At 63.9% G+C, this 14,292-nt stretch carries 12 protein-coding genes and 1 other RNA gene; 2 read left to right on the plus strand and 11 right to left on the minus strand.

All coding sequences use genetic code 11. From position 1 onward, the window contains the following. The first annotated feature begins 147 nt into the window (after window positions 1-147). Window positions 148-978, plus strand: coding sequence for a 23S rRNA (guanosine(2251)-2'-O)-methyltransferase RlmB (gene rlmB, locus PQ457_RS08220; RefSeq protein ID WP_273616414.1), 831 nt, complete (start codon window positions 148-150; stop codon window positions 976-978). A gap of 112 nt (window positions 979-1,090) precedes the next feature. On the opposite strand, the gene PQ457_RS08225 is transcribed toward rlmB, so the two are convergent. The 9 genes from PQ457_RS08225 to PQ457_RS08265 all read right to left on the minus strand — a co-directional run bounded on the left by PQ457_RS08225 (window position 1,091) and on the right by PQ457_RS08265 (window position 11,542). Beyond that, a complete protein-coding gene (locus tag PQ457_RS08225) occupies window positions 1,091-1,363 on the minus strand; it encodes an HU family DNA-binding protein (RefSeq protein WP_168604631.1) in 273 nt (90 codons plus the stop codon). 241 nt (window positions 1,364-1,604) lie between these two features. Then, the gene (lon, locus tag PQ457_RS08230; protein ID WP_420540929.1) at window positions 1,605-4,028 is read right to left on the minus strand and encodes an endopeptidase La; all 2,424 of its coding nucleotides are present in this window, start codon (window positions 4,026-4,028) and stop codon (window positions 1,605-1,607) included. A gap of 146 nt (window positions 4,029-4,174) precedes the next feature. After that, window positions 4,175-4,939, minus strand: a complete 765-nt coding sequence (locus PQ457_RS08235; protein WP_273616415.1) for a trypsin-like peptidase domain-containing protein — start codon at window positions 4,937-4,939, stop codon at window positions 4,175-4,177. 7 nt (window positions 4,940-4,946) lie between these two features. After that, the gene (locus PQ457_RS08240; protein ID WP_168604628.1) at window positions 4,947-5,282 is read right to left on the minus strand and encodes a YbaB/EbfC family nucleoid-associated protein; all 336 of its coding nucleotides are present in this window, start codon (window positions 5,280-5,282) and stop codon (window positions 4,947-4,949) included. Then, window positions 5,283-7,079, minus strand: coding sequence for a DNA polymerase III subunit gamma/tau (locus PQ457_RS08245; protein ID WP_420540930.1), 1,797 nt, complete (start codon window positions 7,077-7,079; stop codon window positions 5,283-5,285). Between the two features lie 270 nt (window positions 7,080-7,349). After that, window positions 7,350-7,444: signal recognition particle sRNA small type (ffs, locus tag PQ457_RS08250), an RNA gene on the minus strand. Window positions 7,445-7,491: 47 nt separating this feature from the next. Next, window positions 7,492-7,770, minus strand: coding sequence for an ETC complex I subunit (locus PQ457_RS08255; RefSeq protein ID WP_168604626.1), 279 nt, complete (start codon window positions 7,768-7,770; stop codon window positions 7,492-7,494). A 33-nt stretch (window positions 7,771-7,803) separates the two neighbouring features. Beyond that, window positions 7,804-10,251, minus strand: coding sequence for an ATP-dependent helicase HrpB (hrpB, locus tag PQ457_RS08260; RefSeq protein WP_273616416.1), 2,448 nt, complete (start codon window positions 10,249-10,251; stop codon window positions 7,804-7,806). A gap of 259 nt (window positions 10,252-10,510) precedes the next feature. Beyond that, window positions 10,511-11,542, minus strand: a complete 1,032-nt coding sequence (locus PQ457_RS08265) for a polyprenyl synthetase family protein (RefSeq protein WP_273616417.1) — start codon at window positions 11,540-11,542, stop codon at window positions 10,511-10,513. 74 nt (window positions 11,543-11,616) lie between these two features. Between PQ457_RS08265 and PQ457_RS08270 the strand changes: the two genes are divergently transcribed. Then, on the plus strand, window positions 11,617-11,937 hold the full coding sequence (locus PQ457_RS08270; protein ID WP_168604623.1) for a chorismate mutase: 321 nt from the start codon (window positions 11,617-11,619) through the stop codon (window positions 11,935-11,937). Window positions 11,938-12,147: 210 nt separating this feature from the next. Here PQ457_RS08270 and PQ457_RS08275 read toward each other — a convergent pair whose 3' ends face one another. Together PQ457_RS08275 and PQ457_RS08280 are read right to left on the minus strand one after the other, a co-directional pair. Continuing rightward, entirely contained in the window at window positions 12,148-13,464 is a 1,317-nt protein-coding gene (locus PQ457_RS08275) for a sensor histidine kinase (protein ID WP_273619281.1), read from the minus strand. A gap of 93 nt (window positions 13,465-13,557) precedes the next feature. Beyond that, window positions 13,558-14,226 carry a response regulator transcription factor gene (locus PQ457_RS08280; RefSeq protein ID WP_168604622.1) on the minus strand — a complete coding sequence of 223 codons (669 nt, stop codon included), beginning with the start codon at window positions 14,224-14,226 and terminating at the stop codon, window positions 13,558-13,560. Window positions 14,227-14,292: the final 66 nt, after the last annotated feature.

The following is a 14,292-nucleotide window of genomic DNA, read 5'->3' on the forward strand; positions in this document are numbered from 1 at the left end:
GGCTATCCAGCTTGGGGGTCTCCCCCCGAATGGCCCCATTTGTGTGGAGCCGTTCAGCCGAGGTCCGCGCCTATGAGGATCTTGCCCTTGCCTGTCAACACTCGAATTGGCAAAGGCGGGGAAATTTTTTCCAGAAAGGACAGTTTCATGAGCCGCCACAGCGATGACGACAGCCAACAGGGCGGACGCGGAAAGGCCAAGGCTCTGCGGGGCCGCGCGGGCCGCATGCAGGGCGGACGCGGTTCGGGCCGCGCCAGCAAGGGCGCGGTGCGCCTGTGGGGCCACCATGCGGTCGAGGCCGCGCTGAAGAACCCCGACCGCCGCCACCGCAAATTGTGGGCCACGCGCGAAGCCATTGCGAATCTGGATGGCGAGCTTCCCGCTGATTTCACGATCGAATATGCGCAAGCCGCCGATCTTGGCCGCCTTGTCGCCCGCGATGCGCCGCATCAGGGGCTGGTGCTGGAATGCGATGCGCTGGAGGATATTTTCCTTGATGAAGTGCTGGACGGCGATCCCTCGCGCCCGATTGTGGTGCTGGATCAGGTGACCGATCCGCATAATGTCGGCGCGATCCTGCGCTCGGCGGCGGCCTTCAATGCGGCCGCGATTGTGACGCAGGACCGCCATGCGCCGCCCGAATCGGGTGTGCTCGCCAAATCGGCCAGCGGCGCGCTTGAGGTCGTTCCCTGGGTCCGCGTGGTCAATCTGGCCCGCGCGCTCGAGGAAATCGCCGAGGCCGGTTATTGGCGCATCGGTCTGGCGGGCGAGGCCAAGGCGACCCTGTCGCAAGCGATGAGCGCCGGTCCTGTCGCACTGGTGCTGGGCGCCGAGGGCGAAGGCATGCGCCACAACATCACCCAGCATTGTGACGCCCTCGCCCGCCTGCCGATCAGCGAGGCAATGGAATCGCTCAACGTGTCGAATGCCGCCGCCATCGCGCTCTATGCCGTGGCCACGCGTGAGGATGCCGAATAAGCCCCTTCCCATGCCTCAAACAAAAACGCCGCCCGGATAATCCGAGGCGGCGTTTTTCTTTCTGCTTATGGCTGCGAGGCGTTTCAGCCATTCAGCAGTCAAAAACGGGTGATCAGTTCACCGCGTCCTTCAGGCCCTTGCCAGCCTTGAACTTGGGCTGAGCCGAAGCCGAGATCGCCAGAGGTTCGCCGGTGCGGGGGTTGCGACCGGTCGAAGCCTTGCGCTTGGCCACCGAGAAAGTACCAAAGCCGACCAGACGGACTTCATCACCAGCCTTCAGAGCAGCGGTAATCGCTTCGAACACGCCTTCGACAGCCTTGGTCGCATCGTTGCGGGTAAGGCCGCTGGCTTCGGCAACCGCGCCGATCAGTTCGTTCTTATTCATTTGGGTACCCCCGGAAAGGACGTTGAGAATATCTGTTTGAGTCGCCTCGACAGCGGGCGGAATTGAGCGATTTTTAATGCCCCTGTCAAAGCGAAATGCGGTTAAAAACCCGCAATTATCCCCGAAAATCGGGGGTTTTCGACGAATGGAAGGCTAAACCCGGCCTGTCGCGGCCCAAGGGCAATGAGGCGACCGGGCGCAAACCCGAGTCGCCGCATTGCAGCAAAATAGGCACCGTGAATCAGTGCGCCGTTGCCGAGGAAGCCGGCGGTGCAGGCGCGGCGGCGGGCTGGCTGGCCAGATCGTCGGCCTCGGTCCATTCAATGGCCTGCGGCACCTCAACCAATGCGCGCGCCAGCACCTGATCGACATGGCTGACGGGCACGATTTCCAGACCTTCGCGGATATTGGCCGGGATCTCGGCCAGATCCTTGGCGTTTTCTTCCGGGATCAGCACCGTCTTGATACCGCCCCGCAGCGCGGCCAGCAGCTTTTCCTTCAAGCCACCGATCGCCAGCACACGGCCGCGCAGCGTAACCTCGCCGGTCATCGCCACATCGGCGCGCACGGGAATGCCCGTCAGCGTGGAGACCATCGCCGTCACCATGCCGATGCCCGCACTCGGCCCATCCTTGGGCACGGCGCCTTCGGGCAAGTGAATGTGCAGATCCTTGCGGTTGAAGATCGACGGCTTGATGCCATAGGCTGGCGCGCGGGCCTTCACAAACGAGAACGCCATCTGAACGCTCTCGCTCATCACCTCGCCCAGCTTGCCCGTGGTCTTGACCGCGCCCTTGCCCGGCACCGTCACGCTTTCGATGGTCAGCAATTCGCCGCCCACCTCGGTCCAGGCAAGGCCCGTCACCGAACCGATCTGATTTTCCTCGTCCGAAACGCCATGACGGAATTTGCGGACACCGGCGAAATCGGCCAGGTTTTCGGGCGTGATCGTCACGCCCTTTTCCTTGCCCTCAAGGATCTTGCGCAGGCTCTTGCGCGCCAGCCGGGCGATCTCGCGCTCCAGCGTACGCACGCCCGCCTCGCGGGTGTAATAGCGGATCAGATCGCGCAGCGCGGGCTGCGTCAGGGTGAATTCGCCCTTCTTCAACCCATGCGCCTCGACCTGCTTGGCCACCAGATGGCGCTCAGCGATCTCGACCTTCTCGTCCTCGGTGTACCCCTCGAGACGGATGATCTCCATGCGGTCCAGCAAAGGCTGGGGCAGGTTCAGACTGTTGGCCGTGCAGACGAACATGATGTCCGACAGATCGATGTCCAGTTCCAGATAGTGATCCTGGAACTTGGCATTCTGCTCCGGGTCCAGCACTTCGAGCAGCGCCGAGGCCGGATCGCCGCGGAAATCCTGACCGAGCTTGTCGATCTCGTCGAGCAGGAACAGCGGATTGCTGGTGCCCGCCTTTTTCAGGTTCGACACGATCTTGCCCGGCATGGAGCCGATATAAGTGCGACGGTGGCCGCGAATTTCGGCCTCGTCGCGCACGCCGCCCAGCGACTGGCGGATGAATTCGCGCCCGCAAGCCTTGGCGATGCTCTTGCCCAGCGAGGTCTTGCCCACGCCCGGCGGGCCGACGAGGCACAGGATCGGACCTTTAAGCTTGTTGGTCCGCGCCTGAACCGCCAGATATTCGATGATCCGGTCCTTGACCTTGTCCAGAGCATAGTGATCAGCATCGAGCACAGCCTGCGCCGCGCCAATATCCTTTTTCAGCTTGCTCTTCTTGCCCCAGGGCAGGCCCAACAGCACGTCGAGATAATTGCGCACGACGGTCGCTTCGGCGCTCATCGGCTGCATCGTCTTAAGCTTCTTCAGCTCGGTCTCGGCCTTGGTCCGCGCTTCCTTGCTCAGCTTGAGCTTGTTGATGCGCTCCTGCAGCTCGGCAATTTCATTGGCGCCGTTTTCATCGCCGCCGCCCAGCTCGCTCTGGATCGCCTTCAACTGTTCGTTGAGGTAATATTCGCGCTGGGTCTTTTCCATCTGGCGCTTGACGCGGCCACGGATGCGGCGCTCCACCTGCAAAACGCCCAGTTCGCCTTCCATGAAGCCATAGACCATTTCCAGCCGCTTCAACGGATCGGTTTCCGACAGCAAGGCCTGCTTGTCGGCCACCTTGGCGCTGATATGGCTGGCGATCTGGTCGGCCAGAGCCGAGGCGTCCTCGATTTCGGAAAGCTGGTCGCCCGCATCCTGCGAGAGCTTCTTGTTCAGCTTGGCATATTCGCCGAACTGATCGACGACGCTGCGCATCATCGCGGCCACTTCCGGCCCTTCGGCCTCGCCGCTTTCCACCGGCGCCAGTTCGGCGCGCAGCATCTCCTCTTCCTCGGTCAGGGCGACCATGCGCGCGCGCCGCGTGCCTTCGACCAGCACGCGCACCGTGCCGTCGGGCAGTTTCAGCAGTTGCAGCACCGTGGCCACCACGCCCACATCATAGAGGTCATCGGCATGGGGATCATCGCAGCCGGGGTCCAACTGGGCCAGCAGGAAGATATCCTTGTCGCCCGCCATGGCCGCTTCCAATGCGGCCACCGATTTTTCGCGACCCACAAACAGCGGCACCACCATGCCGGGAAAAACCACAATATCGCGCAGCGGCAGCATCGGCAGCGGCGCCATCACATTCGAGGGAGTGTTCTCGTCGGTCATAATCTTCCATTCAGGCTGCGCCTCAGAACGGCAGCCCCGCATTGTTTTTGAGGATATGGGGAGCGGATGCGCGTGGTGCAATGGGGAAAAGGGCCGCAATCGCCCATGTCGGCAATTTGCCCACAGAAGGCAGCGGTGCGGTTTTCCTATTTCGCCGCGCCGATCAACGCCCGCAGGCGGTCGAGCGGAACCGCCATGCCCAACAGATCGCCGCGATCCTTGCCCCCGCCCAGATGCAGCCCCAGCACCCGCCCCGCGTCATCAACCACGGCGGCTCCGCTGCTGGCCCGCATGTCCAGCGTGCCGTCGACAAAGGCATATTGCAGCGCATCGGGGCCATTATAGATTACCCGCGCGCCATAGCGCCGAATCCGCCCATCGCCCCCCATCGAGGCCACGACCCAAACCTCATCGCCCACCGCCGCGGGTTTGTCGGCCAGTTGCAGTCGGGTGGCGCCGTTCAGGCTGGCCGGATCGGCGGCAAAGGCGGCCACATCGCGAAAGGGCGTGGCCATCGGCACCGCCCCGGCAATCGCCAGCGTGCGCCGCGCGGCCCAATGCTGGCCATCGGCGCTGATACAGGCCGTCATCTTCACATGGTCGGGCAAATGTTCGGATGGGATCTGCGCCGCCAACCCGCCATTCGGCCCGAACAGATGCAGCGCCGTCACCAGAAAAAGCGCAGGAGGACGCGGCGCCAGCGGATTGCTCGGGCTGGGCGGCTCGGTCATATCCAGCAAAAAGGCGGTTCCGGCCGACATGGTGCCGTCATCGACCGCAAAGGCGGGACGGCAGGTTGCCGCAACCGGATCGGGCGCTTTGTCGCTTTCGCCGGCCCCCGCCATTGAGGCGAAAGAGGCCAGCATGAGGGCCATGGCGCCACGCCACAGCCCCTGATGCATTCCCGTCATGGAGGGATCAGAACGGCAGCTTGAAGCCCGGCGGCAGGCCCATGCCGCTCTGCGCCTTGGCCAGTTCGGCCCCGGCGACTTCGTCGGCCTTGGCGCGCGCATCGTTGAACGCCGCCGCGATCAGATCCTCCAGAATGCCCTTGTCGGCGGGCACCAGCAGGCTGTCATCGACCGAAACGCCGATCACGCGGCCCTTGGCGCTGGCGCGGATCTTGACCAGACCGCCGCCCGCGCTGCCTTCAACCTCGAGCGAATCCAGCTTCGACTGGGTTTCGTTCATCTGCTTCTGGATCGTTTCGGCGGCCTGCTGGGCGGCCTTGATCATTTCTTCCATCGACTTCATTTAACGGCTCCCATAGGACTGGCGGCGAGCAAAACCGCCAGACTGTCCTTCATCGGTAATATCCTGCGCCCCCGGAAATGCGGCCAATGCGGCCTGCATCAGGGGCGATTGCTGGCGCTGGCTGACCTGCGCCTCGCGGGCCTTGGCTTCAACCTCCATCAAAGTCGGTTGGCCGCCTTCGCTGCGCTGCTCGACCTCCCACAGATCGCCGGTTGCCTCACGCAGGATCTTGCGCAGGTCCTCGACGATATTCATCGCAAAGCCCGGAGCCTGCTCGAAAACCAGCCTTGCGGGCGAAAGTTCGACCACGCGCACCTGCCCGCGCATCATCGCCCCCATGGGGATCGAGTAATGCTCGACATGCTCGACCAATTGCCGCCAGTCCATCGCCGGGGTGGCGGGCGCCGGTGCCGGTGCCGGTTCGCCGGGCGCGGGGGCCGGCATGGCCACGGCCTGCGCGGCCAGCCCTTCAAGCTTTTTCACCAATTGCCCCGGATCGGGCATATCGGCGGCATGGAGGCAACGCAGCAGCGCCATTTCCGCCGCCACCAAGGGCGCGGGCGCGGTCTTGACCTCGTCATGCCCCTTGATCAGCATTTGCCAGAGGCGGTGCAATTGCCCCGGCTGCAAACGCTTGGCCCAATCCTCGATGGCCTTGCGCTCATCCTCGGACACGGCCTTGATCTCGCCCCGGCCAACCTGCGCCACGGTGATGCGGTGGGTGATTTCCATGGCGCTGCGCATCAGGGCAATCGGCTCGACCCCCAGCGCAAATTGCGCCGACACCAGATCGAGCAAAGCGCCGCCATCGCCGGTCAGCAAGGCGGCGAACAATTTGCGCTGCACGCTCTTGTCGGCCAGCCCCAGCATCTCGCGCACGCTTTCGGCGGTGACATTGGTGTGGTCGGAATCGCTGGCCAGATCGGCATGGGCAATCGCCTGATCAAGGATCGAAAGACCGTCGCGCGCCGAACCTTCGGCCGCCTCGGCAATCATACCCAGCGCCTCGGCCTCGATGGCCACGCCTTCCTTTTCGCAGATCGCACCAAAATGCTCGGCCAGCAATTTGGCCGGGATGCGTTTCAGGTCAAACCGCTGACACCGCGACAGGACGGTGATCGGCAGCTTGTCGACTTCGGTGGTGGCGAAAAGGAATTTTACATGCGCAGGCGGTTCCTCAAGAGTCTTGAGCAACGCATTGAAAGCATTGCGCGAAAGCATGTGAACTTCGTCGATGATATAGATCTTGTAGCGCGCCGAAACCGCCGCATAGCGCACCGCCTCGATGATCTCGCGCACATCGTCCACGCCGGTATGGCTGGCCGCGTCCATCTCGATCACGTCGATATGGCGCCCCTCGGCAATCGCCACGCAGGGCTCGCACACGCCGCAGGGAGAAATCGTCGGCCCGCCCTTGCCATCCGCGCCCACGCAATTGAGCGCCTTGGCGATCAGGCGCGCGGTGGAGGTCTTGCCCACGCCGCGAATGCCGGTCATCAAAAACGCATGGGCCAGACGATCGCGCTTGATCGCATTGGCCAGTGTCTGGACCATCGCGTCCTGACCGATCAGTTCGGCAAAAGTCTGGGAACGATATTTGCGCGCCAGCACGCGATAGGGCTGGGCGGAAACCACGGGCGCGGGTTTTGGGGCCGGATCGGGCGCGCCGAACATGCTCTCCTGCCCCGCCGCCTCCAGTTCGGCCGCGCTGGGCTGATCTTCTGCGGCGTCATCGTCCCACGGCAGATCATCGCCGTCATCGTCGCCGCCGAACATGTCCGAGGAATCAGTCATCATGAATGTCTAACTAGGGCTTGGGGAGAAGAAGGGAAGGATAAATGCGAGGGACTCGTCCCTCGCGTTCCCATTACTGCCTTTGTCGCTCTTTGCATCGCCCAAGGCGTAACGCCGCACCGCCGGAGGCAATGATATTAAACCGCTTCGCGGAAAGCCAGCGATTTGGCACCACCCCAGTCATGGGATTGCAAAGGGTCGAGGCCCTTTGCCCGCCGGAGGCACAACCCCGCCGCACAAACAAAAAAACCAGCCCGAAAGCTGGTTCTTTGTAACGTAGGAGCCGGCCGACCCGCGGCAATTCCGTTGTGGCTGCTTCCTTCCGGACCTGACCAGGTTGGCGGACGCAACGTCCGACCGACTCCCGGAGCGGCCTATGGCGAGGCTTGCCGCGAAAGGCAAGCCCCTTTGATGCTTAGCGGAAATTATCCGCGTAGGCCTGCAGCTTAAGGCGGCGCGGCGGGGTGGCGTGGATGGTCGCCAAGATGCCGTGCTTGTCGGCATAGGCCTTGGCTTCATCCAGCGAGGCGAATTTCAGGCTCACCTGATTTTGCGTGTCGGCGCTGCCGGGCCAACCCATCAGGGGATCGGGGCGGCGGGCCTCATTGGGGGCGAATTCGAGGATCCACTGGTCCAGCAGGGCCTTGCCGGACTGCATGGCGTTCTTCGGGCGCTGAAAGATACGTGCGGTCATGGGCGCTGCCATGCCAGCGAATCGCGCCATAAATCAAGTGCGACGTTGCGCTGCAAACGCGTTTTTCGTCTTCAGGCTGGGGTCTTCGGCCCATGGCTCGTCGGGCCAGCGGTGTTTGGGGTATCTCCCCTTCATGTCCTTGACCACATCGCGCCACGATCCGCGCCAGAATCCGGGCAGATCGAGCGTGGTCTGGATCGGCTTTCCGCCCGGAGATGTGAGCAAAAGCCGCAAGGGTTGCGGCGGGTTGCCGAAACTGGGGTGGCGCTCAAGGCCGAAAAGCGCCTGCACGCGCACCTCGACCGATGGGCCGCCCGCATCGTCATAGTCGATGGGATGGGTGCTCCCCGCAGGGCTGCGGAATTCGGACGGCACCAGTCGGTCAAGCGTCTGTTTCCCATCCCAGCCAAGTCGGTCAAGCAAGGCCTGATGCAGCGCGCCCGGATCAACCGAATCGAGCCGCCGTTTCAGATGCGGCCCCGCCCAATCCTCCAGATCGGCCAGCAAGGCCTCCTCGCTCAACGCCTCCACCCCGGCAAAGCGCGCGCGTTTGAGCAGATTGAGGCTCGCGCGGCCGAGCGGCAACAGCCCCAGCCCCTCGGCCCTGATCCGCTCGCACAGAAAGGCCGTGATCGCGGCCAGGTCAGGCTTGGGATCGCTGCCCCGCGCAAAGACGAAAGCGCCCAGCCGCCGTTCCAGCAGCGCCTCGACCCGCCTTTCATCGGCCACCCAGCGCAAAGTCGAGCGCCGCTCGATCCGATGCGCCAGATGCTCCAGAACCTCGGCCTCGCTCAAGGCAATCGCGCCGGTGATCCGCGCGCCCTTGGCCGACCCTTGCGCCTCGCCCACGGCCAGATAGTCCGCACGCGCCAGCGAGGACAGGCCGTCCAGCACCAGCCCCCTACCCCCCGCCGCCAGCCATTCCTCGCCGCCGGCATCGCGCCGCTTGGCCAGATTGTCGGGAAAGCCCTCGGCCAGCAGTACGCCCGCAGGCGGGGCTTCGCCGGGGATGGGCGACACCAGCTTTTCGGCCCGCCGCGCCCATTGTTTTGCCATTTGCCGCGCCGCCTCGGCCTTGGCCGAACGATCCCCACGCCAGCGGTCAAGCCGGACCAAAAGATCTTCGCCCCGCCCGCCCAAGGCCCGTTCCTGAAGCAGAAAGGCCAGCATTGCCGCTAGCTCCCCCGCCCCGCGCGCCGTGCCATAAAGCAGCATATGCGCCAGTTCCGGCCCCATGGGCAGGCTGGCCATCGCGCGGCCATGATCGGTGATCCGGTCGCCATCCAGCGCGCCAAGGCTGACCAGTTTGGCCCGCGCCGCCGACAAAGCTGCCGCCGGAGGAGGATCAATCCACGCCATCGCCCCCGGATCGAGCGCCCCCCATTGCGCCAGCGCCAGCGTAAAGGGCGCCAGGTCACTGGTCAGCATTTCGGGCGGATCATAGGCGGGACGGCCCGCATGGGCGGCCTCTTCCCACAGCCGATAGGCCACGCCTGGCCGCTGACGCGCGGCGCGGCCCGCGCGCTGGGCAGCCGCCGCCTGAGACGAGCGCGTGGTGATCAGGCGGGTGACACCTGCGGCCTTGTCATATTCCGGGCGGCGCGACAGGCCGCAATCAACCACCACCGACACGCCGTCGAGCGTCAGCGAAGTTTCGGCAATACTGGTGGCCAAGACGATGCGGCGGCGACCTTCGGGATCGCGACGGATGGCGGCGCGCTGCGCCTGCGGCTCGCATTGGCCATGCAGCGGCAGGATCGGCGTGTTCTTCAGCCGCTCCTCCAGCTTTTCCGCCACGCGGGTGATTTCCCCCACGCCGGGCAGGAAGGCCAGAATATCGCCTTCCTCCTCGCGCCATGCGGTCAGGATCGCGCTGACCATCTGCTCGTCGATCCGCGCCTCGGCCCGCGCGCCAAGCCAGCGGATGGTGAGCGGATGGGCGCGCCCCTCGCTCTCGATCACGGGCGTGTCGGGGCCGAGCAAGGCGGCGAAACGCTCGCCGTCAATCGTGGCCGACATGGGGATGATGCGCAGGTCCTCGCGCAGAACTTGCTGACATTCCGCCGCAAGAGCAAGGCCTAAGTCGCTGTCAAGATTGCGCTCATGCGCCTCGTCAAACAGCACGGCGGAAATGCCCGTCAATTCGGGATCGGCCAGAATGGTGGCGACAAAAATCGCCTCGGTGACCACCAGAATGCGCGTCCTGGCCGACTGTTTGCTGTCGAGACGGGTCAGATAGCCCACCGTCTGCCCGGCGCTCTCGCCCATCATTTCGGCCATACGCTCGGCTGCCGCGCGCGCCGCCACGCGCCGGGGCGAGAGCAGGATCACCTTGCCCTCACACCAAGGTTCACGGATCAACGCGGGCGCCACGCTGGTCGTCTTGCCCGCGCCGGGCGGCGCGATCAGCACGGCATTGGGGCGATCGCGCAGGGCCTGCAAAAGTTCAGGCAGGACGGTATGGATGGGCAGGTCTGACACAGGTTTGCGTCATATGGATTTTAGGAGAAAAGGGAAGTGGGCCTCCGGCGAGGGATTTTAGATGCCTCCGGCGGGCAAAGGGCGGGGGCCCTTTGCAATCTCGATACTGTCGATGTCGCGCTTTGGCTCACTCTTGCGCAACCTTGCCACGCCGCAGGCCATTAAACCGCTTCGCGGATTGGCGCAGCCCCGCGAACGGGACGCCAAATTAATGGGGTTGCAAAGGGTCGAGACCCTTTGCCCGCCGGAGGCATAAACCTTAGTACCGCCGCGCCACCGAAAACAGCGCCGCTTCCTCCAGCGCCGAACGCATCTCGCCCGCCGGGAAGATGCTCAACGCATCAATCGCCTTCTGCGCATAATCGGCGGCACGTTGGCGCGTGGCCTCGACCGTGCCGTGGCGGGCGATGATGGCGATGGCTTCGGCCAGATCCTCATCCTCTGTGCGGAAACCGGCGATGGCATCGCGCCAGAACTGCTGCTCTTCCTCATTGCCGGCGGCATAGGCGAGGATGACCGGCAGGGTCATTTTGCCGTCGCGGAAATCGTCGCCCTTGCCCTTGCCCATTTCGGCGGCTTCGGAGTCGTAATCGATGGCGTCGTCCACCAACTGGAACGCCACGCCAAGGTAGCGGCCATAGTCGTCGAGCGCCTGCTCCTCGGCCTCGCTGCGCCCGGCCACGACCGCCGAAATGCGGCAGGCGGCGGCGAAAAGCGCGGCGGTCTTGGCGGCGATGATCGAGAGGTAGTGCTCCTCGCTCGTCTCGATCTTGCGCTGGGCGGTCAATTGGTCGACCTCGCCCTCGGCGATGATCGAGGATGCGCGCGAGAGGATATCCAGCACCCGCAGCGATCCGGCCTCAACCATCAATTCAAAACTGCGGCTGAACAGATAATCGCCCACCAGCACCGTGGCCGGATTGCCGTAGATGATATTGGCCGCCGCCTTGCCCCGGCGCAGGTCCGAGCCATCGACCACATCGTCATGCAGCAGCGTGGCGGTATGGATAAACTCAACCGCTGCGGCCAGCGCATATTGCGCGCCGCCCGTATAGCCAACCAGTTCCGCCGCCGCGACCGTCAGCATCGGGCGCAGACGCTTGCCCCCGCTCGAAATCAGATGCCCGGCAAGCTGCGGGATCAGCGGGATGTCGCTCTGCATCCGGCTCAGAATCACGGCGTTCACCTCGTCCATCCCCTTGGCCGTCAGCGCCAGCAAAGGGTCGATCGAGGGCTGAGGCGCGTCCATGGGCGCCCCAAGTTCAGTCAAGGAAACGGGTTGGGCAGTCATCGGGCCCGCATTGCGCCGCATCCCGCGCAAAGGCAAGGCTGGAATCGACCATTGTCTCATGCTAGCGGCGCTTTATGGTTGAAACGTCACATCAGGGCAGCCTTGTTGCCACCACCGATCCGGTTCTGGCCTCTTTCCGGTCCAGCATCGACAATATCGATGCCGCGCTGATTCACATTCTGGCCGAACGATTCCGCATCACCAAGGCCGTGGGCGAGTATAAAGCCGCCCACACCCTGCCCGCCAGCGATCCGGGGCGCGAAGAACGCCAGATCGCACGCCTGCGCAAACTGGCCGAGGATGCCCAGCTTGATCCCGATTTCGGCGAAAAATTCCTGCGCTTCATCATTGATGAGGTGATCCGGCATCATGAGAAGGCCAAACTGGGCGAATAAGGGGTTTCAAGGGGCCTCCGGCGGGCAAAGGGACTCGATCCCTTTGCAATCCCGATACTATGTAGCGCCTACGATCATCCCTGCATGACCTTGCCGCGCCGCAGGCAATATAAACCGCTTCGCGAAACAGCGCATCATCGCAGTTTCAGCGCTACCCCATAATGGGATTGCAAAGGGCCCCCGCCCTTTGCCCGCCGGAGGCATTTTCTATTACCCCCGCGCTCTGGGCAGACGCAGCTTCACCAGCAGCCCGCCCAGATCCTCGCTCTCGTCCAGCTCGACATTTCCGCCATAGATTTCCGCCACATCGCGGACAATCGCCAGCCCCAGCCCCGTTCCCGGTTTGCCCGTATCCAGCCGCGCGCCACGATCAAAGATGCGGGTGCGCTCGGCCTGGGGGATGCCCATGCCGTCGTCCTCGACCCAGATTTCGACCAGTTCGCCCTTGTCGCCCGCATCAATGGTGACAAAGACGCTGCCGCCGCCATATTTGGCTGCATTTTCGATCAGATTGCCCAAAAGATCGTCCAGATCCTGCCGCTCGATGGCGACCTGCGCGTCATGCGATCCATCAAGGTCAAAGCGCGCGTCGCCATAGAGTCGCTCAACCGCGCGCATCACCGATTTGGCCGCATCCCACACCACGGTGCGCGCCTGCCCCGCCCCCCGGCGGCCCACCGCGCGCGCGCGGGCCAGATGATGCTCGACCTGTCGGCGCATGACCGCCGTTTCGCGCGCCACCGATTCGGCCAGATCGGGCTCCCTGGCCTGCGCCGCGTTGAGCAGCACCGTCAGCGGCGTTTTCAACGCATGGGCCAGATTGCCCGCATGGGTGCGCGCCTCCTCGGCCTGCCGCTCGTTGTGGGATAGCAGGTCGTTCAATTCCTGCACCAGCGGCTGCACCTCAACCGGCAGAGGGTCGGTTACGCGGTTCGCCCCGGTGCTGCGCATATGGGCGATGGCCAGACGCACGCGGCGCAACGGGGATAGGCCATACCAGCTCTGGATCGCCGCCATCAGCACAAGGCCAAGGCCCAGCACAAGGAAGCTGTCGATCAGGATCGTGCGGATACGCCGGATCTGCGCGTCCAGTTCGTGTCGGCTCTCGGCCACAACGAACCACCACGTCGTATTGCTGCCCGGCAGGATGATCGAGCGTTCCATGATGCGCAGCGGCTCACCGGCAAACTGGCTCGAATCGAAGATATGGGCCTGCGCGTCCTGATGGTCGGCCGATATTTTCAGCGTGCGGTCCCATAGCGAGCGACTGGGGAAATCCTCATGTCCCTTGCCGCTGATCTGCCAATAAAGGCCGCTGTTGGGTTCGAGGAAGCGCTGGTCGCCAAGGGGGCGGTTGAAGAACACCTCGCCATCAGGGCCGATTTCGGCGCTGCCGATCATCCCGGTCAACATATAGCCGAGCTGTTCGTCGAAATTGCGCGTGGCCATCGCGGTCATCGCCCGGTCCAGCGCCAACCCGCCCGCCAGCAACAGCACCAAGATCCAGCCCACCGCGATCAGCATCATGCGCCGCGCAAGGCTGCCGGTGTATTTTACCTGGTCAACCTTGCCCGCATCGCTCTTTGCTGTTTCCGGCGCTTGGGCGCTGGCCATTGTTGCTTATCCGCGCGCCGGCTCGTCAAGGCTGTAGCCCAGCCCGCGGATCGTGGTGATCACATCGGCGCCCAGCTTCTTGCGAATGCGCGTGACAAACACCTCGATAGTGTTTGAATCGCGGTCGAAATCCTGATCATAGATATGTTCGATCAATTCGGTGCGGCTCACCACCTTGCCCTTGTGATGGAGCAGATAGGAGAGCAGCTTGTATTCCTGCGCCGTCAGCTTCACCGGTTCACCGGCCAGCGTGACGCGACCCGAACGCGTATCAAGCCGCACATCGCCCGCGATCAGTTCCGACGAGGAATTGCCCGAAGCCCGGCGGATCAGCGCCCGCAGGCGGGCGATCAGTTCCTCGGTCTGAAACGGCTTGGCCAGATAATCGTCGGCCCCGCCATCCAGCCCTGCCACCTTGTCCGACCACGAATCGCGCGCCGTCAGCACCAGCACAGGGAACTTGCGCCCCTCCTTGCGCCACATGGACAGCACCGTCAGCCCATCGATTTCGGGCAGGCCAAGGTCAAGGATCACCGCATCGTAATCTTCGGTGCTGCCCAGAAAATGGCCATCCTCGCCATCGGTGGACAGATCGACCGCATAGCCGGTCTGCTCCAGCGTGGTCTTGAGCTGGCGGCCCAGCGTGGGTTCATCCTCGACGATCAGGATCCGCATCTGGCACTTCCTTATTATTGGTCGGATTAACAGGGGAGATGGGCGCGGGGCGCGTCTGCGTCAAGC

It is taken from the genome of Novosphingobium humi, from assembly GCF_028607105.1.
Classification (GTDB): Bacteria; Pseudomonadota; Alphaproteobacteria; order Sphingomonadales; family Sphingomonadaceae; genus Novosphingobium; species Novosphingobium humi.